This window comes from Dyadobacter sp. HNCC25DJ186, assembly GCF_056895235.1.
In genome coordinates, this window is record NZ_JBXHAS010000004.1 from 264,622 (window position 1) to 287,414 (window position 22,793).

17 protein-coding genes are annotated in these 22,793 nt (G+C 41.3%); 6 read left to right on the plus strand and 11 right to left on the minus strand.

Features of this window, described 5'->3' with window-relative positions:
• Nucleotides 1-30 precede the first annotated feature (30 nt).
• From AC1XUO_RS14890 to AC1XUO_RS14905, 4 genes are all read right to left on the minus strand, one after another.
• Complete coding sequence (locus AC1XUO_RS14890; RefSeq protein ID WP_483330584.1) at nucleotides 31-1,560, minus strand: aldehyde dehydrogenase (NADP(+)); 1,530 nt, start codon at nucleotides 1,558-1,560, stop codon at nucleotides 31-33.
• 105 nt (nucleotides 1,561-1,665) lie between these two features.
• Nucleotides 1,666-2,604: a dihydrodipicolinate synthase family protein gene (locus tag AC1XUO_RS14895; protein WP_483330585.1), complete on the minus strand. Its 939-nt coding sequence runs from the start codon at nucleotides 2,602-2,604 to the stop codon at nucleotides 1,666-1,668.
• A gap of 190 nt (nucleotides 2,605-2,794) precedes the next feature.
• Nucleotides 2,795-4,738 (minus strand): DUF3857 domain-containing protein, encoded by a 1,944-nt coding sequence (locus AC1XUO_RS14900; RefSeq protein ID WP_483330586.1) that lies wholly within the window; start codon nucleotides 4,736-4,738, stop codon nucleotides 2,795-2,797.
• Between the two features lie 11 nt (nucleotides 4,739-4,749).
• A complete protein-coding gene (locus tag AC1XUO_RS14905) occupies nucleotides 4,750-6,786 on the minus strand; it encodes a DUF3857 domain-containing protein (protein ID WP_483330587.1) in 2,037 nt (678 codons plus the stop codon).
• A gap of 214 nt (nucleotides 6,787-7,000) precedes the next feature.
• Between AC1XUO_RS14905 and AC1XUO_RS14910 the strand changes: the two genes are divergently transcribed.
• The 6 genes from AC1XUO_RS14910 to AC1XUO_RS14935 all read left to right on the plus strand — a co-directional run bounded on the left by AC1XUO_RS14910 (nucleotide 7,001) and on the right by AC1XUO_RS14935 (nucleotide 16,932).
• Complete coding sequence (locus AC1XUO_RS14910) at nucleotides 7,001-8,095, plus strand: Gfo/Idh/MocA family protein (RefSeq protein WP_483330588.1); 1,095 nt, start codon at nucleotides 7,001-7,003, stop codon at nucleotides 8,093-8,095.
• Between the two features lie 542 nt (nucleotides 8,096-8,637).
• Nucleotides 8,638-9,252, plus strand: coding sequence for an RNA polymerase sigma factor (locus AC1XUO_RS14915; protein ID WP_483330589.1), 615 nt, complete (start codon nucleotides 8,638-8,640; stop codon nucleotides 9,250-9,252).
• 129 nt (nucleotides 9,253-9,381) lie between these two features.
• Nucleotides 9,382-9,681 carry a hypothetical protein gene (locus AC1XUO_RS14920; protein WP_483330590.1) on the plus strand — a complete coding sequence of 100 codons (300 nt, stop codon included), beginning with the start codon at nucleotides 9,382-9,384 and terminating at the stop codon, nucleotides 9,679-9,681.
• Between the two features lie 195 nt (nucleotides 9,682-9,876).
• Complete coding sequence (locus AC1XUO_RS14925; RefSeq protein ID WP_483330591.1) at nucleotides 9,877-13,128, plus strand: SusC/RagA family TonB-linked outer membrane protein; 3,252 nt, start codon at nucleotides 9,877-9,879, stop codon at nucleotides 13,126-13,128.
• A 35-nt stretch (nucleotides 13,129-13,163) separates the two neighbouring features.
• Nucleotides 13,164-14,738 carry a RagB/SusD family nutrient uptake outer membrane protein gene (locus AC1XUO_RS14930; RefSeq protein ID WP_483330592.1) on the plus strand — a complete coding sequence of 525 codons (1,575 nt, stop codon included), beginning with the start codon at nucleotides 13,164-13,166 and terminating at the stop codon, nucleotides 14,736-14,738.
• 133 nt (nucleotides 14,739-14,871) lie between these two features.
• Nucleotides 14,872-16,932 (plus strand): sialate O-acetylesterase, encoded by a 2,061-nt coding sequence (locus tag AC1XUO_RS14935; protein WP_483330593.1) that lies wholly within the window; start codon nucleotides 14,872-14,874, stop codon nucleotides 16,930-16,932.
• A 60-nt stretch (nucleotides 16,933-16,992) separates the two neighbouring features.
• On the opposite strand, the gene AC1XUO_RS14940 is transcribed toward AC1XUO_RS14935, so the two are convergent.
• The 7 genes from AC1XUO_RS14940 to AC1XUO_RS14970 all read right to left on the minus strand — a co-directional run bounded on the left by AC1XUO_RS14940 (nucleotide 16,993) and on the right by AC1XUO_RS14970 (nucleotide 22,720).
• Nucleotides 16,993-17,772, minus strand: coding sequence for a TIGR00266 family protein (locus AC1XUO_RS14940; RefSeq protein ID WP_483330594.1), 780 nt, complete (start codon nucleotides 17,770-17,772; stop codon nucleotides 16,993-16,995).
• 66 nt (nucleotides 17,773-17,838) lie between these two features.
• Complete coding sequence (locus AC1XUO_RS14945; protein ID WP_235151790.1) at nucleotides 17,839-18,090, minus strand: hypothetical protein; 252 nt, start codon at nucleotides 18,088-18,090, stop codon at nucleotides 17,839-17,841.
• Between the two features lie 109 nt (nucleotides 18,091-18,199).
• Nucleotides 18,200-19,750 carry a glutamate--tRNA ligase gene (gltX, locus tag AC1XUO_RS14950; protein ID WP_483330595.1) on the minus strand — a complete coding sequence of 517 codons (1,551 nt, stop codon included), beginning with the start codon at nucleotides 19,748-19,750 and terminating at the stop codon, nucleotides 18,200-18,202.
• A 148-nt stretch (nucleotides 19,751-19,898) separates the two neighbouring features.
• Nucleotides 19,899-20,270 carry a RidA family protein gene (locus AC1XUO_RS14955; protein WP_483330596.1) on the minus strand — a complete coding sequence of 124 codons (372 nt, stop codon included), beginning with the start codon at nucleotides 20,268-20,270 and terminating at the stop codon, nucleotides 19,899-19,901.
• Nucleotides 20,271-20,408: 138 nt separating this feature from the next.
• A complete protein-coding gene (locus tag AC1XUO_RS14960) occupies nucleotides 20,409-20,939 on the minus strand; it encodes an acyl-CoA thioesterase (RefSeq protein WP_483330597.1) in 531 nt (176 codons plus the stop codon).
• Between the two features lie 23 nt (nucleotides 20,940-20,962).
• Nucleotides 20,963-21,823, minus strand: coding sequence for an outer membrane beta-barrel protein (locus tag AC1XUO_RS14965; protein ID WP_483330598.1), 861 nt, complete (start codon nucleotides 21,821-21,823; stop codon nucleotides 20,963-20,965).
• Nucleotides 21,824-22,033: 210 nt separating this feature from the next.
• Complete coding sequence (locus tag AC1XUO_RS14970) at nucleotides 22,034-22,720, minus strand: head GIN domain-containing protein (protein WP_483330599.1); 687 nt, start codon at nucleotides 22,718-22,720, stop codon at nucleotides 22,034-22,036.
• Nucleotides 22,721-22,793 lie beyond the last annotated feature (73 nt).

Sequence of the window (22,793 nt, forward strand, 5' to 3'; positions counted from 1 at the left end):
TTGCTATTGTAAATTGTCGAAGAAACTATTTTATACTGCCTCTTTTGTTCTTTCATTATTGATTGTCCGCCAGATATTTAACGGATTGCTGTTTTTCAATTCTTCCGGCAAAAATTCATCCGGCCAGTTTTGGAAGCTTAATGGCCTCACGAAACGCTTGATCGAATCGGCTCCTACGGAAGTATAAGCCCCGTTGCTGGAAGAAGGGAAAGGTCCGCCGTGGTGCATCGATTTGCAAACTTCAACACCTGTCGGGAAATTATTGAATAATATCCGGCCGCATTTTGTTTGCAGAATGGATATGGTTTCCTCATTTTCAGACAAATCTTCATTTGTCGCAAAAAGTGAAACAGTTAGCTGCCCATCAAGTTTTTCTGTCACTGCCAACAATTCTGAGGCATCTTTACATTGAACAATTAATGCAAAAGGCCCGAAAACTTCATGCAGCAACGAAGGATTAACCAATAGTTCAACACCAGCAACTGTCGCAACGGTTGGCAAACCTTGTCCTTCTGCTGCTTCCGTCACGGAAACTGCAATAACTTCAACGCCTGATTGTCCGATCATTTTCTCACGACTCTCAGCATATCCGGCTGCTATTTTTTCATTAAGCATCGAACAAGGTGCGATACCCGCAATTTCGTGTTTTAATGCTTCGATAAACAAATTAAGATCTTCACCGGCGACGCCGATTACCAATCCCGGATTAGTACAAAACTGCCCAACACCGAGCGTGAGTGATCCGGCATATTGTTTTGCCAGTTCCTGCGGTGCTGATTTAATTTTATTTGGCAAAAGATATAACGGATTTATGCTTCCCATTTCCGCATAAACCGGAATCGGCTCCTGACGTTGGTTTGCCAGATCCATCAATGCTTTTCCTCCACGGTATGAACCGGTAAAACCAACGGCTTTCATCAATGGATGGCTTACAAGCTGCTGACCAGTTTCAAATGTCGAACTGTAAACATGGGCAAATGTCCCTTCCGGCATACCGCTTTTTACAACGGCGCGCGAAATTGCATCAGCCATAATTCCAGACGTTTTCGGATGACCTTCATGGGCTTTTACGATAACAGGACAACCTGCTGCGATCGCACTGGCCGTGTCTCCACCTGCTGTCGAGAAGGCAAATGGAAAATTACTTGCGCCAAAGACAGTAACCGGACCAAGCGGCACAGCCGTTTTTCTGATATCCGGTTTTGGAGGAGTGCGTTCTGCATTTGCCGTATCAATGCTCGCATCCAGCGAATCACCTCTTTCAACTGCATCGGCATAACTTCTCCACTGAAAAATTGTTCTTGCTTTTTCTCCAACCAATCGTCCCTCCGGCAAATGAGATTCTGTCATGGCAGTCTGGATAAGCTCCGGACCAAGTGCTTCGATTTCATCAGCCACGGCACGCATGAAAGCGATCCGTTTTTGAAGCGGGAAGTTTTTACTTATCAAAAAAGCCTCCTGGGCCTTTTGAACGATACGATCTAATTCTTCTTTTGAAATATCCATAATGGGGGCTTTCAGCGATTCGCTATCAGCGTTTATAATGTTGGTTGGTTCCAAAAGCTTTTCGCAAGCTTTTCTGATTAGGGTAAAATGTACCTTATATTATACCCTAATCAGAAAAGCACTTTTGGTTAAAATTATAATTCAACCAGAACAACAAAATTATGCAACGGATGAGTCCACGGCCAGATTTAAATAATCTGACAAAACAGGCTGATTTTCGATTGCATGATTGATAATTGCCAAAACCTTTTCTCTTTCGGCACCTTCCAACACCAGTCTCGGAGCTCTCACATATTCAGATCCTATACCTGCAAGTGTTGCTGCCAATTTAATATTCTGAACCAGTTTAGGATGAATGTCAAGTTCCAAGAGCGGAAGATACCATCTGTAAACTGCAAGAGCTTCCTTGTATTGACCCGCTTTCACAAAGTTGAAAATCGCAACGGTCTCTTTCGGGAAAGCATCAACCAGACCACCGACAACACCGTCAGCGCCCAACATTACCTCTTCCATTATTAAAGTATCCACGCCACAGAAAACTTTGAAACGATCACCGAAACGGTTAAAAATACGTGTTACATTACTTACATCACGCGTAGATTCTTTAATCGCCTGAATATTTGGATAAGCCGACAATTGCTCGAACATATCCAACGTCACTTCAATTTTATAATCAACCGGATTGTTGTAGATCATTACCGATAATGAAGTGCTCTTCGCAATCGTTGTGAAATAAACAACGGTTTCCTGATCATCCGCTTTATAACGCATCGGAGGTAAAACCATCAATCCGTCTGCACCGATTTCTTCTGCTTTTTTAGCGATTTCAACAGCAACTGCTGTGGATTGTTCTGCAATACACAAAACCACGGGCATATCAGCAGGAAGTGATTTTTTTGCAAATTTCACCAATTCATATTTTTCTTCCGATGTCAACGTGCTCGCTTCACCCAAAGATCCTGCGACGATAATACCGGTAATACCAGCCTCAACCTGCGCAGTCAGATTTTTTGCAAACATGTCGAAATCGATCGTATCGTCAGATTTAAACGGTGTAACTAATGCAGGAAATACGCCCTGCCATGATGCCTTGTCCATGATATATGTTTTAATAAATTTGAGAATCTGAATTTTTAACAAAGGTAGACGCTGAATCGCCTGGAAACATTTCAGGTATTAATCAATAATAAACATATTTTAACATAAATGCAGTTGCTTCATACTTAAAAGTTATGAAACAACTGCAAAAAGACAAACAGATCAATATTGGTAAAAACGACGCGAACTGTTAGGTTTTGCGCTCTATGAAAACAACCTGGGAACGGTCCGCTTTTCTGATTTTTTTTAAAAAATCAATCCACTTTGGATAATCAGCGGCTGAGAAACGGCCTCCTTTCATAGTAACTTTCCTTAAATAAACCAGTCTGTTATTATCAAATGCTACCTTGACAGAATACATCCCAAAAACGGATTCAATCTTTAAGTTCGGAAGTAAAGTTTCCAGCTTTAATCCTGCCGGAATTTCAAAGAAAACACTGTCCGAATCTGTAAAATTATAATCGGATGGAGGCAGGTAAAAATCCGTGGTCTGTTCTTTTGAAGAATTTGGCAAGGCTAACTGTCTTGTCAATAAATTAGGCTTAACAAATAATCTTTCGCCTGTTCTTGTGGCGCAATTTCGAACCAAAATCTTTAACTTTTCTGTCACCACGGGAACTTCATTATCGGTCTTACTATATTCAATATTTTCCAGCTCCATGTTGGGCAGCTCCAAATTACTTAGCAGCCATTTTTTTTGTTCTTCCTTTGTATAAACATACAAAAGTCTTTCCCGGGCCTCCTGCTGCATTCCTCTGAAATTAGTCCGGACACTTAACTGTCCATTACCCTTTTCATCCAGTTTAGCATTTATTATGCGACTTACTACATTCTCTTCAGATTCGTAAAAATGTGTCGTTACCAGCTTTCCTCCTTCCGGCATCACAAGCAAAGCTTTACGATTACCAGTGAATGAGCCCATAAAACCGGCAGACGTATTCTGACTGGTACATTCAAGCCAAATCGTATCTTTTGGTAAGATGGCGCAGGCAATAACATGGTTAAACTGGTTACTTGGAAAGTCCAGATTATTTTCTGCTTCATCACCAGCTTTGATCAAAGCTACATAAGAAGTGATTCCAACTTGTTTTAGGCTCGCTGCCATAAAATTACTTAATGCCTTACAATCTCCATAACCTTTCACGGCGACAGTCATGGCATCGATCGTTTGCCACCCTCCAATTCCAAGTTGAATGCTCACATACCGGCTTCTTGCCTGCAGCCATTTATAGAGGAGTAACACTTTTTCACGATCTGTTCTGGCATCTTTCACAACCGATTTTATTTCTGCAATCGTCTCGGCAGGCATTTGATCACGGTCTTTATTCAGCGTATAATAAAATTTGCTAAAATCTTCCCAGTTGTTCAAAACTCCCGAATATTCCTGAATTTCAAATGCAACCGGTGCTGTCAATACTCTTGGCAAAAATTCATTTTCGGGTAATGGATATGGTGTTTTATCAAGAACTGCATGATTTCGCATTGTCCATTCATACAGTGGCAAACCGTCTGTATCAAACGTTTTTTTTACCGGAGAAGCACCATTATACTCTTTATACCTAAATGTAAAACCAATGGGTGTTTTTATTTTGAAAGAAGAATATTCGATGGAGCTTCTGCCATTATTCGTCGGAACCCAACTGGGATAAGACATCATATTCCGATCTCTGGTATCATAGCTAAGTTCGATGGAATACGGATAGGGGTAACTTTTCCGACCAAAATATACAACCTTAAACCTGGCATCTGTTATATCATTTCCAACTATACCATAGCCAAACTCTTTTATATCAGATCCTTTTATTTTTCTGATCAGCTTACCGTCTGCATCATAAATATTGGCTGCAAGGTCTGTGATTTTTGTAAATTTATCATGACGGACCATCATTTCACTATACGTATCTTCGCCTTTTTCATTTAGAACGGTCACAACTAAACGGTTGCGCTGTTTAGCTTCCGACTTAGATAAAATTTCAAAAGTCTCTTCGTCAAGACGAATGACAGCATTAGCATCTTTAAGTAGTTCCAGCGGTATTTTATTAACGCTAAAATCCTGCGCATAAGCAAAACTTTGGATTGCAAAAAAACAAAGGGTCAGCAATTCCTTCTGCAAAAAAATATTGATCGTCTTCATCTCAATTAAAGCTATTTCTTTTTCTTCAAAACCAGTGACTGCGCATGTTTTTCGACGACCCGGTCGTAAAACTCTCTGAGCAGCTCGTATTCCGATGCAGTAAAATAGGACTTATTAATTGTGAGCACACTGTTTACAGAGACCACATTCCCTTCTTGTTTTACCTGATAAGTGAATCTCCCTGCTTTTTCTGGCAATGCGATGATAACCGTCTTGGGGATTTGCTCTAAATAATAGCCTTCGGAAAATTTGAAATTTCCAATAAATGAAGTTGAACTCGTCGTCGTCAGATCAACCGGGTATATCCTGTTCAGCGCTTTGAATGGATTTTCATAAATCTTCCCGGCCAACATTGGATTAAAGTAAAAAACGTCAGATGTCGATCCGTCACTTTCAGCTTCAAAATCGTAGGAAATTTCTAATGATTCTCCTAACTTTTCATTTTTGTTTAATACTTTAAAATTGTCAATATCCCAGTCAGGATTCGTCTTTTTCACTTGTTCAGGAAAGTTTTCTTCCGCTTCTAAAAGATATCTGTCTCGCCACCTCAAAGCTTCGTAACCACCTAAGGTCATAAAATATTTTCCTTTTAACAAACCATTTTCCGGTGAGACATCTGCATCAATCTTTTGAAATTTTCCCAGTGCAACTTTTGATTTTAAATCTAGAAAAAGGCCTTTTCCATTATTCAAAACTAACCTCCCTTTCGTATTAAGCGCATGTTCAGGTAACATTCCCAAGGGTGTATTTCTTTGCGTTGCATCCAGCAGATATTCTTTGTCACCCAGTTTTACGTGACTCACCACATAATTGAAACCATCAATAAGAGGAATTTCTTCAATGACCCTTCCATGTGAACGTGTACTTATCACGACAGGATTACTTTCAAGCCCTAGTTGTCTCAGTAAACTGGTAAGCATCAGATTAATGTCGCTTACATTCCCTTTTTTATTTTCAAAGGCTTTTTTGACGCCCTCCTCAGATACAAGACCTGCCTCTCCGTTCCACCTTATATTTTGACGAATGTAGTCATACGCCAGTGCCATTCTTTCTTCCGGGTCCGTTGTCTTTTTTGCTAAAACTTCATTAATTTCCTTTATAAATGAAAAATTTTTTAACTGTCCCCCAAAGCTGCCGGTGTTAAGCAACGTTCTATCCACATCAGGCCAGGTTTGAGAATAGCTTTTCAGTCCTTCTCCATAGATATGGACACTGGCCAGTTCGAATGCGATCCGGGAAACGTAGTCCTTCTGGGTTGTAATGTAAGGCTCATTTGCAAACGCTGGTGCTTCTTTAACAACAAATCGATACGCCAACCCGGGCCCATCAATTTGCCGATGCCCGATATCAATGTTTACATTCTCCCGCTTGTCAATATGAAGCGGCAAATAACCTCCAAAAGTAATTTTGTAATAAAGAACATTAGGGACTGTAATTTTGTACTCACTCCATTTGCAAGGAATATCCTGTTGGAAATTCCAGTCATCCGGCTCTGAACGGAAAGCAAAAGGTGTGGTTTTGGTATAGGTGTATTCAATTACAGATCCCTTTCTGACATTTTGCAGGTTAAATTTGCATACCCAGTATTTGTCAGACAGCTTTTCTCTCACTATGGCTTTATTCGGCATGGCGACCGTCTCAATAGCATTCCCAACGAGATTGTAAGTAAAACCCGATATGTCAGTAATACTTTCATCCCTTTCAGGATTTCCATCTTCGCCATAGCGAATGAAAACCGACGCACGGTCAAGTGCGGATTCTTTCAAAATCTTGATTCTGACGCGGTATTCAGCTATCAGCACGAGTCCGACATGATCCTGATAGGTGAATCTAAGTTCTCCAAAATCATAAAGCACCAAGGCTTCCGCGCTGCTGTCCGCCGGATAGGCATTCATTTCAAGAGATGCACGGTCAACAATCCCATACGTTGGTTTAAAATCTTGCTGCGCAAACGCACAGTTACAAATTGAAAGAGCAAAAAAAACGCAAATGTAAGCGAGACGCCTGATTCCAGTAAGAGGAACCACAAGAGGAAAATTGATGAACATCTATAAGAAGTGCTAAATTTCGTGCATTATGCAACCTTTTGTTCATTAAAAAAAGAACATCATTACAATTCTTATATTTTAGACATTTTTTCTATTCTTTTGTTACTGACAATCGAATCATCAGTAACTGATATTTCCCCAAAACGGATTTAAATCCTTAATTTTGGGGTTAATATTCCTATCAACCCAATATTTGTAAATAACAATATTTCGTATGTCTGCTTCAATGAATGAAAATCCTTTGCGCGTCCTCGTGGTGGGCTGTGGCAACATGGGCGCATCCCACGCAGTCGCTTATCAGTTGTCGGATGGTTTCGAAATCTGCGGAATCGTATCGACCGGAAAGAGCAAAGAAGTTTTAAACGAAAAACTTGGCGGCGGTTATGCCTTGTTCAGTGATTATGAAACTGCGTTGAAAGAAACCAAACCTGATGCTGTTTGTATTTCCACTTATCCGGATACGCACGAAACTTTTGCGATCCAGGCTTTGGAAGCAGGCGCTCATGTATTTATAGAAAAACCTCTGGCCGCCTCTGTCGAAGGTGCTAAAAGAGTGGTTACGGCTGCAAAATTAGCCGGTAAAAAAGTTGTTGTTGGTTACATTCTTCGTCACCATCCTTCCTGGGAGCGTTTCGTGCAGGAAGCGCAAAATATTGGCAAACCGCTGGTTATGCGTATGAACCTGAATCAGCAAAGCCATGGTTATATGTGGACAGTGCATCGTAACCTGATGAAAAGCCTAAGTCCGATCGTTGACTGTGGTGTGCATTATATTGATGTGATGTGCCAGATGACACGCTCTAAGCCAGTCCGCGTGAATGCCATTGGTGCCCGTCTGACCGACGACATTCCTGAGGGAAATTATAACTATGGACAACTTCAGATCTGGTTTGAAGATGGCTCGGTTGGCTGGTACGAAGCGGGCTGGGGGCCAATGATCAGCGAAACTGCATTTTTTGTGAAAGACGTGATCGGGCCAAAAGGTTCTGTTTCAATTGTTGCAAAAGATGCCGGCGGAACTGGAAAATCTTCTTCCGTGGAAGCTCATACCAAAACTGAATCCATAAGAATTCACCATGCGGCGTTAAATGATCAGGATGAATTTGTTCACGAAGATTCATGGATCAATCTGGAAGACGAACCGGATCACCAGGAATTATGTAACCGCGAACAGGCTTATTTCCTGAAAGCTGTTAAGGAAGATCTCGACTTGACAGATCACCTGGAAGATGCTGTTACAAGTTTACAAATCGCTTTCGCCTGTGACGAATCCGTTCGTAATGGTGGAATAGTAATAGACCTGGTGTAAGATCAAAAACATATCATTTGCTTAAAACGGGTGTCAGCATTGGCACCCGTTTTATTTTTAATAGTATTCTGAGCCGTCATTAATCTTACCACGCTTCAATAACCAAGGGTGAAATTATTGTAACCAAAAAAATATTTAACAATTAATTAATTTGACCGATCTGTTCCGGATCTGAGGACAGATATCATTGTTCCTACCCGTGCATTTTTTGTAAAAAAAACGATGCATATCGGATACTCACATCAACTTTCTCTTCACCTGATTTGATTATCAGGACAATACAAAACCCCCACCTTCACGAAATCGAATATTTATTTTTTTTAACAATTTGTTTATACTCAATAAATATCTTTCGGTTACATAGAGATATTCTGTAAAAAGATATTTTTTGCAAACGTTTGCACCGCCCTTTTACTATCAATATTAAAATTCTATTTAATTATTATATTTATTTATTATAATATTGCCCCTATTAATTAAAACTTTAAAATATCTATTGTTAAAATTATACTTCCCTATCCTGATAAACAGCTGTAAAATCTATGAGCGCAAATAGAACTCAGTTTATCGAATCTAATGATGAGGAACTCTTATCTGAAATCAAGCTGGGCAACCACCAGGCTTTTGAAGAATTATACCGCAGATACTTTTACAGACTTCTGAACGATGCTTATAAACGTCTTCGCGACAGGGATCAGTCAGAAGAACTGGTTCAGGAACTGTTCGTAGGATTGTGGTCGAAAAGACATCAAATTGTAGTTGCTAAATCGTTTGATGCATATTTTCACACGTCTCTTCGTAATGCTGTCATTTCTTTTTTCCGCAAGAATAACAAGGTCGCAGAGTATCCTGCAGATTATGCTGAAAAAGAGACCGACCAGGCTACCTATGAAGAAATAGCATACAACGATTTAAAAACAGCCTATGAGTTAAGCCTTTCCCATCTTCCCGAAAAATGTCGTAGTGCCTACGAACTTTTTGACAGCGGGCTGACGATCCTGGAAATCGCCAATACTTCCAACGTTTCTACCAAAACTATTGAAAGCCATCTTTTAAAAGCCAGAAATACGATCCGCCATCAGCTTCGCAGCTTTTCACCTGCTGCTTACATAACCTTCATGATGAGCATTTTAGAGCAAAATTTAAATCTGATTTAATTTGTGATAAAAAAATCTCACTTTTTTTTATCGTTTAACTAAGGTGTCAGAGCCTCTCGCACGTCCTTGTATAACAGATCAAATAAATTGCATTAATCCGGTTTATTATTATCCAAAACGAATGTATTCATGAAGACACCTGTACCATCCGGATTATTAGATAAATATTTAAGCGGAACCTGTACACCACAAGAGCGTGAAGAAGTAGAAAGCTGGTACCAGTCATTTGAAAGTTCACCGGAATTAAATTCCCTTTTCCCAGAATCAAAAAGTGAAGAATATTCCAAATCGATTCTGGAAAAAATCAAAACAAAAATAAAACTAAGAGAGCTCGAAGATAGAAAAAGTGGAAAGTTTCCCATCGAGAGGCAGGCTTACTGGTATTTGGCGGCTTCTGTTCTGATAAGTATTGTTGTACCGGCCATTTAAGTTATGCCTCGCCCAACGTGCATTTAATTTAGCTAATACAGTCCTTTTTAATAATTTAAATCAAATCAATTTATGAAAGAAAAAACCCTGACTACATTTTTAGGCTGTTATCAAAGATCACAGGCCATTCACGCTTATAAAACCTTGTGCGCATAGGCTATACATTACATTTTCATAATTAAAGCAACCAACTGTATGAAAAGGAATATTACCAGAAAAAGCAAAACTCTCAAAGGAGCGATGCAAAAAACAGTTCTAGTAGCTCTCGCACTGTCGTGTTCTTTTGGAACATACGCAAACGGAGCTATTGAAACGATCTCTGCCAAACATAACAATACGAAACTGTCCGGTTTGAAAACTGCTGACAGAACAATTAAAGGAAAAGTAACCGAAAAAGATAAGGCTGAGGGCCTTCCGGGCGTGAACGTTGTGATCAAAGGAACCAGCACGGGTACTACGACGGATGCAACTGGTTCTTATACGCTCTCTGTACCGGAAAGCGGCGCTACGTTGGTATTCAGTTTTGTAGGTTATGTGAGCCAGGAAATTGCAGTAGGCAACCGTTCTACCATTGATGTTGCCATTGAATCAGATACAAAAGCACTAAGCGAAGTTGTTGTTATCGGTTATGGTACTGCAAGAAAATCAGATTTAACAGGTGCTGTTGGATCAGTAAAAGAAGATCAGCTGAAAGAAAGACCTTCTCCATCTTTGAATCAGGCTTTGCAAGGTAAAGTTTCAGGGGTACAGGTAAACGTGAACTCAGGTCGCCCGGGTGGAAGAAGTAATATCCGTATCCGTGGTTTCAGTTCTATCAACTCTTCCAACAACCCGTTGTATGTTGTGGATGGAGTAATGCTTCCTCAGGGAACTCAGAACCAGTATAGTTCAGCCATTGACTATATCAACCCAAATGATATCGTTTCTGTTGAAGTATTGAAAGATGCCTCTTCTACTGCGATTTATGGAGCAAGAGGTGCGAATGGAGTAATCCTTGTTACGACGAAAAAAGGAAGATCCGGTGAAGGTATCATTACTTACAATGTTGACGTCAGTGTACCGACGATCGGTCCAAAAAGACCAAAAACATTGAACGCTCAGCAGTACCTTGATGTGGAAGATCTTGCTTACAAAAATATTGAAAAGTTTGACCCGGCTGGCTGGGCTTCCGGAAAATATGCCAACCTGAATCCTCAGACGCGTAGAGCTGCTTTCAGTTTACAACATCCTGATGTTTTCACTTTGGCAGCAGACGGCAGCTACAAACCAAACTACGATACAGACTGGTTTGAAGAAGCGACGCAAAATAAAATTTCTCAAAACCATCAGCTTGGCTTCAGCGGTGGAAATGAAAAAACGACTTATGCACTTTCTCTTGGCTACCGTGATGATCAGGGTTTATTGAAAGAATCTTATCTGAAACGTTATTCGACTCGTTTCAGCATTGATGACCAGGTAAAAAAATGGTTGAAAATCGGCGCTACTTTGAGCTATAACAACCAAAGTGAAAATCTGGTTGATATAAATGACGCTGTTCCTCGTCAGATGGTGGAAGATTTTCCTTTTCTTCCTGTAAGATACCCGAACGGAACTTTTGCCAACAACAGAGATTATCCTCAGGCAGAAGGTTCATTTAGTTCAATACACCGATTAACTGGCCGTAAGTATATCGTAAACACGGCTACTACATTGGGTAGCTTGTATGGTAATGTTACGCTTGCCAAAGGTCTGGAACTACGTTCAGTACTTGGTATCAATGTGATCAACCAGGAAGTGAACCAGTCTCAGACACGTACGCTTGCACTTTCGGAATTTGGTACTGCGAGCAAAGATGCCAGAAAAGAAACGTTCTGGTCATGGGAAAACTACCTGACTTACAATAAAACAATTGGTATTCATGCATTTAACGCACTTGCCGGTATTTCATGGCAGAAAACCAATATTACAACGACTAACGCCAGCGTTCGTAACTTCTCGACAGATTATTTCGGATTTGACAATCTAGGTGCTGGTGCTACATTGCCAGCAGTAGGTTCTCTTGAACAAAGTTTTGCGTTTAACTCTTACTTTGGACGTGTGAACTATACATTGCTTGATAAATATCTTGTTACGTTCACAGGACGTGCAGATGGATCCTCCAAATTTGGAGAGAACCATAAATTCGCGTTTTTCCCTTCTGCGGCTTTGGCATGGAAAGTGTCTGATGAAGAGTTCCTTAAAGGAAATTCTATCATTTCTAACTTGAAACTTCGTACAAGTTACGGTTTGACTGGTAACTCTGAAATTCCTCCATATTCTTCATTGTCATTGCTTAGTTCTACCTATGCTACCATTTACAATGATACAAGAGTAAGCGGAACAGGTATCAACCGTTTGGCTAACCCTGATTTGAAATGGGAAAAAACAGCACAAACGGATGCAGGTTTGGAAATCAGTTTCCTGAAAGGAAGAATTTCTGTTGAAGCGGATTACTATTACAGAAAAACTACAGACATGCTTCTGGATGCACCGGTTCCACGTTCAAGCGGTTACGCTGTAATCAGAAGAAACATTGGTTCGATGCAGAATAAAGGATTCGAATTTACTTTGAACACAACAAATATTGAAAGAGGTGACTTCACCTGGAATTCAAGCTTCAATATTTCTTTGAACAGAAACAAAGTTCTTTCTTTGGCAACACCTTCTGATATCTTCGGTGTAGGTGGTCCTAACTTTACAAACCAGACAGGTATTATCCGTATCGGCGAACCAGTTGGATCGTTCTGGGGATTGACCCGTTTAGGAACTTGGAGCGAGGCTGAAAGAGATGAAGCTGCTAAATTTACCAGCTACCGTAACAACCTTACCATGTTGCCAGGTGATATCAAATACAAAGATATCAACGGGGACGGCGCTATTACGGATGCTGACCGTTCTATCATCGGAAATGGTAGCCCAAAGGCTTGGGGTACATTCTCCAACACCGTTCGATACAAAAGCTTCGACCTTACTTTTGACGTACAATTCTCATACGGTAATGACGTAATGGACATGACACTTCACCCAAGTGAAGACCGCGTTTCCATTGCAAACAGCTATACTACTGTTCTGGATGCCTGGACACCAACGAACCAGAATACGCCAATTGCCCAGATTCGTGAAACAAGAGCTGGTTATGTAACCAACGTAGATTCCCGTTGGATTTTTGACGGATCATTCCTACGCGGAAGAAACTTGTTGTTAGGTTACAACTTCCCATCTGAGTTGACAAGCAAACTTAAACTTAGTAAACTAAGACTTTATGTTTCTGCTCAGAACTTCTTCCTGCTAACAAAATACCCACATGGAGATCCGGAAGTTACACCAACAAACGGAAATGAGGCGAGCAACGTATTCTCGCAAGGTATGATCTGGCATGGCTATCCAAAACCAACTACTTACATGGCAGGTTTACAGATCGCATTCTAATTGGCCGAAAAATTAATCCTTAATAAACATTGATTATGAAGTTATATAATTTAAAAAATGTAGCCAAGGTACTTCTCTGCGGATCCATTTTACTTGGCCCTACAAGTTGTTCGGATTTCCTTGACGAGAAAGATCCATCTAACTTAACACCGGAAAGCTTTTACACCATACCTGATCACGCAGAGGCGGCTGTTGCAGCCACCTATGCAGGTCTACGTTTTTATGGCGAAGGAGCTGGTATTTTCTCTGCAAACTGGCAATTGCTTGAAGCTGTTACAGGAACAGCTACAACAGAAACAGGTCAGAATTCAGATTTGAATAACCTTTATTCTCTGACGTACGACGGAAATACAGCGCATGTTAATAACTGGTACAATGGTTTATACAGAATAATTGCCAACGCCAATCTGGCCCTGGAAAAAATTCCAACTATTCCATTTCTTGCCCCGGCAACCGAGGCTCAGAAAACAAAGTTGATCGGTGAGGCTCGCTTCCTTCGTGCATGGGCATATTTCTACGCTGTGAGACTTTGGGGTGATATTCCTTTGGTTACTACACCTCAAACTGCGAATTCGACAGATTTCTTGCCTTCTCGTGCGCCTCAGGAAGAAATTTACAAACTTATTGTTGAAGACTTGGTTGCCGCAGAAGCTGCCGGTTTACCAGTAACTGAAACAAGCGGACGTGCTACGCAGATGGCTGTTAAATCTCTTTTGTCAAAAGTATATCTGACAATGGCTGGTTTTCCATTGAGCAAAGGAGCAACACATTATAAACTTGCTGCCGACAAAGCTTTGGAAGTTATCACTTATGCAAAAGCAAATCCAGCAGTGATTAATCTGTTTGATACTTACAAGCAAGTTCACCAGGAAAGCCTAAAAAACCGTGTTGAGCACATTTTCCAGATCCAGTATAATGTGGCAGTAGCAGGTAACCCATTGGGAGACTATTTGCCAAACTTCAAACCGGTAACTTTTTCAGGCCCGGGTGGAACAGGAAGTACAGTACCAACTTTATCTTTCTACAATTCTTATGAAGCGGGTGACCTTCGTACTGTGGATCAGGAAGGATGGTTCTATACCACTTATTTCACAAACGGAAACGGAGCACGTTTTTCACTTGGAGCTCCTTATGTTTTCAAACATTTCAACCAGACCTCAAATGGAATGGAGGGTGTAGCAGGAACGCGTAATAACAACCTGAACGTTCCGCTTATTCGTTACGCAGAAGTTCTTTTGATCTTTGCAGAAGCACAAAACGAGCTTGGCGCACCAACTCAGGAAGCTTATGACGCTTTGAAAAAAGTGCGTGACAGAGCAAAACTGACCACTCCTAGCCTTGGCTCATTCTCGCAATCATCTTTCCGCGATGCAGTTTTGAGAGAACGCTGGTATGAATTCGCTTACGAGGGAATTACCTGGTTTGACATGGTTCGTTTGCGTAAAGTTTTCAACGAAAAAACAAAAGGATTTGACAATTTCGTTGGTCACCTTAACCTGAACGTAGGTTCCGGGGTTGCTTTACAGGCGAAACATTTGTTGTTCCCATTAGGTATACAGGAAATGAAAAATAACCCGAATCTGACTCCTCAGAACCCAGGTTATAACTAGTAATTTCTGAATTTTATAGAGCCAGCTCGCTAGCATAAAGCTATGAGCTGGCTTTTTTGTTTTATTTTTAGCAAACTTTACAATTAGAATTTCCACTCCTGGAATTGGCCCTTGAATAATTAACCAACACACTATGGCGGAATTTGTTTTGTATTGCAATAATCGGCTTTCTCTTAGTCTCACTTTCCAGAACCTGCTTCTTACTTTTCTGTTTTTTCTAAGTTCTTATTCCTGTCTGCATGCACAACTGGTTATTAAAAACCCGGTTAATAACCAGGTTTTACAAAGAGATCAATCCGGCTTTGCAGAAATAGCCGTTACTGCCTACGCCTACGTCCCTTACGAATCCATTGAAGCAAAACTGACGCCCATTCAGGGTAATATTGCCGAAATAAAATCTTTGTCTTTTTCCAAAAGTCAGATTGACCAGGGATTTTTAACTGCAACTTTTGAAGCGAGAACAGGCTGGTATGAATTGCAGCTAACCGGATACGCCGCAAATGGCACAATTGATATCTCCGCAACATCCCGGGTAGGAATTGGGGAAGTTTTTCTGGTCGCGGGAAATTCAAATGCGATGGGACTGCCGGATCTGGGTTCTAAAAATTCTTCGGACCAGGTTGTTTCATTCAATGCAATTAATAAATTCCTGAACGCTGAAAACATAACTGTCGCGCCGGACGAACCTATGCAGGCTCCCCAGTTCGCGCCTATAAAAGCCAAAGACTATATTTTTCCATCCGGAGAAACTTCCTGGTACTGGGCAGAACTTGGTGATATGCTTAATAAAAAATTGAATACGCCTGTCATGTTTCTAAACGCAGCATGGGCTGCCGCGAATTCAGAAAATTATCGTGATGGAGCGTTGGGCAAAGATGCCTTTAATATCTATGTAGGAAAGTTTTGGCCGAATCGTCAGCCCTATACTAATATCATAAACACAGTTCGTTACCTGAACTCTTCACTCGGATTGCGGGCGATACTCTGGTCGCATGGTGAAAATGACGCCCAACAAGGGGTCACGGAGGAAAATTATTTTACCAATATCCGAACATTGATCACCAATAGCCGACAGCATACCGGAAAGGACATACCCTGGATTATAGCCAGAAACTCTGCCAGCTCGACACTGCCGAAACCATACGCTCCGATCATTACGGCTCAAAATCGGCTGATCTCCCTGGATAGTTTTAATACCTATACGGGGCCAAATCTCGACACTGTCCAAATGCCGCGACCACAGCAAGGCCATTTCGAAAATATTGCCGGTGGTGTTCAGGGACTAACCATGGCTGCGCAGGCCTGGAACCGTATTCTGACTGATTCCTTGTTGAAAGAAATAACTCCGCTTCAACCCAGCTATACCATTCATACAGGTGTTACTCCATCGCAAGTATTTCCCGGAGCATCGTTTACCTTACCCTTTGACCTGACGGGTCTACCAGCCAGCATGTCCTCTTTGCAAGCTGAGCTTTTGGATAGTGCTGGAAGATTTGTGGCAATCGTTGGAGCCGGAAGGCAAACTCCGCTGAAAATTCAAATTCCGGAAACAATTAAAACTGGGCAATACCGCATTCGTCTGACTGGTTTAAATCCTGTTTTGACCGGAAGCGTGTCTGATCATTTTTCAATCAGCAGTGCTTATACCAAAGTTGATTTTATCAATAAACTGACGGCAAGGACTATTGATAACAAAACACACCTGGCCTGGCTGATTGCTGCCGTTCCTGGTTTAAAACAAATTGTTATACAAGTGAACAATGACGGCGAATCGTTCGCAGACGTGAAAACGTTTGATCCTGACAATGAGACCAACTCTCAGGTTTTTTCTCATATTGACGAAAACGATATCAAAACGAGTAGTTTTTACAGATTAAAGCTGGAATATGAGAATGGTGAAGTTGGCTATTCAGCGGTGTATTCAATTTTCCGGGAAGGTTCACCAGCCAATCTGGTCATTTTCCCAAATCCGGTAACAAAACAATACTTTTATTTCAGAGCGGATGAAGATATAAAATTGGTTAAGTGCGCTCTTTTTGATGCCAGGGGAAATGAGCATCCTATTTTTGTGTCTGATAAAGAAATTGTTGGTTTGGTACGGGTTGAGCCTGCGCATCCGCTACCGAGTGGAAATTATTTTCTTAAAGTGATCACCGAATCAGGTGTTGTCGGACAAACGGTTCTATTTTATTAACAACAAAAATGGTAAGTACCGGGGCACCTACCATTTTAGATTTTTATAAAATAAATCTTTTTACGATTCAAACAAATTCCCTAAACCGCCAATGACCGAACCGCCTTCTTTCCTGGCATTTGGTCCGCCTACGGATAATCTCTGAATTAATTTAGAAATTGGCATCGACTGAATCCACACGCGTCCGGATCCGCGAAGCGTGGCAAGAAACATACCTTCGCCACCAAACACCATCGATTTTAAGCCACCTGAACGCTGGATATCAAAACTTAACGATTGCTCAAAAGCAACGACGCATCCGGTATCAACACGTAACGTTTCATTGTTCAGCTGACGTTCGATAACAACGCCGCCAGCATGTACAAAGGCCATTCCATCGCCTTTTAATTTTTGAAGAATAAAACCTTCGCCGCCAAAAAGTCCTGATCCGAATCGCTGATTAAAATGGATCTTCATACTGGTTCCAAGCGCAGCACACAAAAATCCGTCTTTTTGTACGATCAGTTCATTACCGTAAATTTTGGACAAATCAATCGGCATAACTGTTCCGGGGTATGGTGCAGAAAAAGCGACCTTTTTTTTCCCAACACCGCGGTTTGTGAAATGTGTCATGAAAAGTGATTCACCAGTCAGCACCCGCGTACCCGCCTGAAAAATCTTACCCATAATACTCTGATTGGCCTCAGATCCATCACCCATCTTGGTTTCAAACTGAATACCATCTTCCATAAAAAGCATAGCACCGGCTTCGGCAATTACCGTTTCGTTAGGATCGAGTTCTATTTCAACGATTTGAATATCATCGCCAATAATTTTGTAATCGATTTCGTGTGAGATCATTTAGCTTTAGAAGTTTATATGTAATAAGTAAATCACGCAGGTATGCCGTAAACAAACATTACTTCCCTATTCCTCTTCTTCCTCCCCGGATTTTTTAGCCTTTGTTTTTTTGGTTTTCCTTCCCGGAATATCTTCCCGGTCACGAAGTTTCTTATCGTCCACGTTTTTGTTCAAAAACTGGTTGATACGATCCATATCAAAGCTCGTGGTTATCTCTCCAAACGAATTTATCTGGATGTCAAAACCGTCCAGATCTTTGTGCACACGAGGTTTCTCATTTGCAGGTTTAGCGGAATCAGGTTGTTTCTTTTTGGCCATAATATTAATTGGCTATCGGCCCGAAGGCCAGTAAACTAAATTACTGTTACGAAATTATATGACTATAAACCCATTGACAAAGCAAATTGATCGAACGGTAATTTTCGACTTATGCCAGGCGAATTTGCGCAGGCAAACGGTCAAGCGCCTGCGATAATCTGCTGATTACTTCTTGCTTTCCTAAAATTTCCATGATCACCATCAAATCAGGGCCGGCCCCTGCACCGGTCACCGCAAGACGTAATGCCTGCATTATTTTTCCCATTTTGATACCTGAACTTTCCATTTTTCCGGCAAGCACGTGTTTGATATTGTCTGCTACAAAATCTCCTTCAAAATCTCCAAGTGCATCTTTAAATCCGGAAATAGCGCTCACAGCTTCCTCATTCCATTTTTTTATCGCAACATCCTGATCATAAACTTCCGGAGCACTGAAAAGGAATTCTGATTCCGTAACAATCTCTTTTGTTAAATGAACACGGTCCTTCAATAAATGCACAATCTGGATCAGCTGGCCGTCATTTACTTCAATTCCTTTTGCTGCATAAAGTGGTTTAATTTCAGCCACGATCGAAGCATCATCTTTCAATTTCAGATATTGCTGATTGAACCAGTTTGCTTTCTGGATATCGAATCTTGCACCGGCTTTATGAACACGATCGAAACTAAAAGATTTGATCATGTCATCCATACTGAAAATCTCCTGCTCAGTACCTGCATTCCAGCCAAGCAAAGCAAGGAAATTGGCTGTTGCTTCCGGGGAATATCCCTCTTCACGGAAACCTTTTGCCACATCACCCGTTACCGGATCCGTCCACTGCAATGGAAAAATAGGGAAACCGCCAAGATCTGCATCACGTTTTGAAAGTTTTCCGTTTCCGTCAGGTTTCAATAACAATGGTAAATGCGCAAACTGGGGCATGGTGCTTTCCCAGCCTAAATATCTGTAAAGTAAAACGTGCAAAGGAGCAGACGGAAGCCATTCTTCGCCACGGATCACGTGCGTGATTCCCATCAAATGATCATCCACAATATTGGCCAAATGGTAAGTCGGCATACCATCAGATTTCAACAAAACCTTATCGTCAATCTGTGAAGAATGAACAACCACCCATCCGCGGATCAGGTCGTTGAAACGGATATCTTCCTTCGGCATAATTTTCATCCGGATCACATACGGCTCGCCACTTTCGAGACGCGCTTTGGTTTCTGCCGGGGAAAGCGTCAAAGAATTTTTCATTTCCTGACGGGTAATGGCGTTGTACTGGATGGCAGCAACTTTTGCTTCTTCAAGACGCTTGCGCATCACATCCAGTTCCTCCGCAGTATCAAAAGCATAATAAGCCTTGCCGTCCGCAATAAGTTTTTCAGCATATTGACGGTACATTTCTTTTCTTTCCGACTGACGGTATGGCGCATGAGGTCCACCATTTTGCGGTCCTTCATCAATTTCGATGCCAAGCCATTCCAGTGCTTCAAGAATATAGGCTTCTGCTCCGGGAACGTAACGATTCTGATCAGTATCTTCAATACGAAGCAACATTTGTCCACCTTGCTGGCGGGCAAACAGATAATTATATAAGGCGGTACGGACACCTCCTGCATGGAGTGGTCCTGTTGGGCTTGGGGCGAATCTCACCCGAACTGGTAATTTATTCATTATTAATATTTCAACTTTAAATATATCTGTCAGGAAGTGGTCAAGTGTAGTCAAGGGTGGTCATTTATTGTCAGGAAATTGTCATTTATCGTTGACGAGCCCTGACTACTTCTTTACAACACATGACAATTTCCCGACAACTTCCCGACTATAACTCCACCGCAATCACGGAAATCTCAACATTCACATCTTTTGGTAAACGGGCAACCTGAACAGTTTCACGAGCAGGAGGTTCGTTGGTAAAAAACTGACCATAAACTTCATTCACCACGGCAAAGTCATTCATATCTTTCAGATAGATATTTGATTTTACGACATTTTCGTAACCCAGCCCGGCGGCTTTTAAAATATGCCCGATGTTTTCCATCACCTTGCCTGTTTCCACTTTGATACTCCCCGACTGAGAAGCTTCAAAAGCGATCTGCCCTGAAACATATAACGTGTTGTTAACTTTTACAGCCTGGCTATACGGGCCGATTGGAGCAGGAGCTTTGTCCGAAAATATGATCTCTTTTGCCATTTTTTATAAAAAATAAATGAAAGCGTTTTATAAATAATTTTCTGTGAAGCGCGTATCCTATGCAAACCCCACGAGAAAACAATCAACCAACAACGGCAGACCGCTTATGGTTTGGCAAAATTACCAAAAAAAGATGGGTTATGGCTTTTCTTCCTGTATTTCGAACAAGGCTTTTAATTCAATCGCTTCGGAAGGCTTCATTCTTCCGGCTAAAACCAATCGCAACTGACGGCGACGTAAAGCGCTGACAAATAATTCCTGGTCAGCTGCTGTTTCGGCTAATAACGGCGGAACTTCAATTGGTCTTCCGTTTTGATCAACAGCGACGAAAGTATAAAATGCACGGTTCGTGGCGACACGCAACCCTGCGGGAATATCCTCCGCCCACACTTCAAGAAAAACTTCCATCGAAGAATTAAAAGCGCGGGTAACGCGGGCATGCATGGTAACAATATTCCCTAAACGGATTGGTTCTGTGAAAGAAACGTTATCGACAGAAGCGGTTACAACAATACGATTCGAATGTTTTTGAGCGGATATGGCTGCACAAATATCCATCCAGTGAAGCAAGCGCCCCCCCATTAAATTATTTAGCGTATTAGTATCGTTGGGAAGTACCATTTCAGTCATGGTCACCTCCGACTGCTGCGGGGTTTTTGCTTTTAACATTGGGCTGATTTTGATAATTTATTTTAGAAACGCGGACAACGTACACTTTTGCGTTCGTGCGCTTCTTTTCTTGTTCCGATTAAATAATTGACACGAACCTGCAGAAACAGATACATATCTTTTCGTGCGGGTCTTCCCCGGTGCCAGCCAGGTTCCTGTGGAATTGCTCCTATTTCAGAAGAACGATCAGAAAGCTGGCGTGCGAGATCACTGGATAAAGTATTAAAATCCGGATAAACTGTACTGACGTCATCCAGATAATCAGAATTGACAAAGTTGTTGACAAGCTCCATTCCCAAACTCCAGCGTTCGGCGATCTGCTTCGAAAATCCTGCGCCGAGCATAAAAACCAAAGGCAGACGATTATACTTTACACCCTCCGTTTGCAAGGGAGCAAGACTAATCCATTTACCATCAAGTTCTGCTTTTGGAGTCATATAAGTTACGCCAACACCGCCAAGCAGATATGGATTGAATGTTTCATGACGATTATAGGCAAATAAATCAGCCTGTATTCCAACATTCAAATCAGGATTTCGTGTCCTGAAAGATAAGTTTTGCTGATTATTTGCAGAATTTTTCTGGTCTGCTGAGACACCGTAGAATCTTACTTCTCCCCGCGCACTGAAATGTTCTGTCAGGCGATACAGCGCGCCAACCGATACTGACGGGCCAAGACCCAAATGTTCAGAGACTCCACTTTGCAGTTCACCCATGTAATAGGCAACACCCATACCGCCTGTTAAACTGAAAACGCCCAAGGGAGGCATATATCGTTTCCCGGAAAGGGTCTGAGAGTTAACGGAGCCAATAGAAATTACAGAATAAATAAAGAAAATCAAACAGGTACAAATGCGCTTCATTGGATACTGATTACGCTTCATGAATATTAAAGTATAGTGGGTAAAATAAGCATGCCTTTCACAAAATGGAAGGATGCAACTTTTTCTTTAACGTTTTAAATTAGATGCGAAGGTAAGAATGTCCATAAATATATCACGTAAGAAATAACTTTCGTATGAATTTACAGAATATCTTAAAAGCAAAAAGCCGGACAAAGCCGGCTTTTTGTACTTTTCTATAAAAACAAATTTCTAATCTCTCTTCACAGAACTCGCACCGGAAGTATTCGAATGGATATTTTTCACACTTCCGCTATAACGGATTCGGCTTGCGCCACTTGCATCGGCATGGATTGTTGCATTAGCTATCACATAAGCACTGCTCGCTCCGGATGCTTCGATATTAACTTCTTTGGCAGGAAAATTCTCTCCCTTGAAAGACGATGCACCTGAAACTTCACCACTTAGAATATCACACTGACCAATCATTGTTAATGAAGATGCCCCGGATAATTCCATTGAAACTTTGGGAGCTGAGAAGTTCATTGTAACGCTGGATGCGCCGGAAACCTCAACAGCCATCGTTTTAGAGTTGGGAAAATTTCCAACCTGCACCTTTGAAGCTCCAGAAAAGTCTACTGCCTCCAACGCTGGCATTGTGATATTGATATTGACCGTTTTCCTGCTTTTGTTCCAGTTGTTTCCACGATATCCTATTTTCAAAATACCGGAAGTAACTTTCGCTTCCAGGTCTTTGATATCATCTGGCTGTCCGGAAGCTGTTACACTAAACTGGCTGCCTTTTTTTACATCAATTTTAAAAGCGCTTCCCATGGCAAGTTTGTTGAAGCCTGAAAGTTGAAAAGTTTTACTTTCCTGAGCCAACGCCATTGCAGTGGATAAAAGGCAGACGATTCCGAATAAAAATAATTTTTTCATGACTGTGATTCTTTAATGTTTTGGTTAATGTGATTGAATGATGACAAATCTTCTTTGAAGGTTGCATGCACGC

Excerpts from the sequence above, each read along its gene's own strand:
- AC1XUO_RS14960 (WP_483330597.1), bottom strand. The coding sequence starts at position 20,939 with ATGTTAAAAGCAAAAACCCCGCAGCAGTCGGAGGTGACCATGACTGAA.
- AC1XUO_RS14965 (WP_483330598.1), bottom strand. The coding sequence starts at position 21,823 with ATGAAGCGTAATCAGTATCCAATGAAGCGCATTTGTACCTGTTTGATT.
- AC1XUO_RS14915 (WP_483330589.1), top strand. The coding sequence starts at position 8,638 with ATGAGCGCAAATAGAACTCAGTTTATCGAATCTAATGATGAGGAACTC.
- gltX (WP_483330595.1), bottom strand. The coding sequence starts at position 19,750 with ATGAATAAATTACCAGTTCGGGTGAGATTCGCCCCAAGCCCAACAGGA.
- AC1XUO_RS14940 (WP_483330594.1), bottom strand. The coding sequence starts at position 17,772 with ATGATCTCACACGAAATCGATTACAAAATTATTGGCGATGATATTCAA.
- AC1XUO_RS14925 (WP_483330591.1), top strand. The coding sequence starts at position 9,877 with ATGAAAAGGAATATTACCAGAAAAAGCAAAACTCTCAAAGGAGCGATG.
- AC1XUO_RS14935 (WP_483330593.1), top strand. The coding sequence starts at position 14,872 with ATGGCGGAATTTGTTTTGTATTGCAATAATCGGCTTTCTCTTAGTCTC.
- AC1XUO_RS14905 (WP_483330587.1), bottom strand. The coding sequence starts at position 6,786 with ATGTTCATCAATTTTCCTCTTGTGGTTCCTCTTACTGGAATCAGGCGT.
- AC1XUO_RS14970 (WP_483330599.1), bottom strand. The coding sequence starts at position 22,720 with ATGAAAAAATTATTTTTATTCGGAATCGTCTGCCTTTTATCCACTGCA.
- AC1XUO_RS14930 (WP_483330592.1), top strand. The coding sequence starts at position 13,164 with ATGAAGTTATATAATTTAAAAAATGTAGCCAAGGTACTTCTCTGCGGA.
- AC1XUO_RS14895 (WP_483330585.1), bottom strand. The coding sequence starts at position 2,604 with ATGGACAAGGCATCATGGCAGGGCGTATTTCCTGCATTAGTTACACCG.
- AC1XUO_RS14955 (WP_483330596.1), bottom strand. The coding sequence starts at position 20,270 with ATGGCAAAAGAGATCATATTTTCGGACAAAGCTCCTGCTCCAATCGGC.
- AC1XUO_RS14920 (WP_483330590.1), top strand. The coding sequence starts at position 9,382 with ATGAAGACACCTGTACCATCCGGATTATTAGATAAATATTTAAGCGGA.
- AC1XUO_RS14900 (WP_483330586.1), bottom strand. The coding sequence starts at position 4,738 with ATGAAGACGATCAATATTTTTTTGCAGAAGGAATTGCTGACCCTTTGT.
- AC1XUO_RS14910 (WP_483330588.1), top strand. The coding sequence starts at position 7,001 with ATGTCTGCTTCAATGAATGAAAATCCTTTGCGCGTCCTCGTGGTGGGC.
- AC1XUO_RS14945 (WP_235151790.1), bottom strand. The coding sequence starts at position 18,090 with ATGGCCAAAAAGAAACAACCTGATTCCGCTAAACCTGCAAATGAGAAA.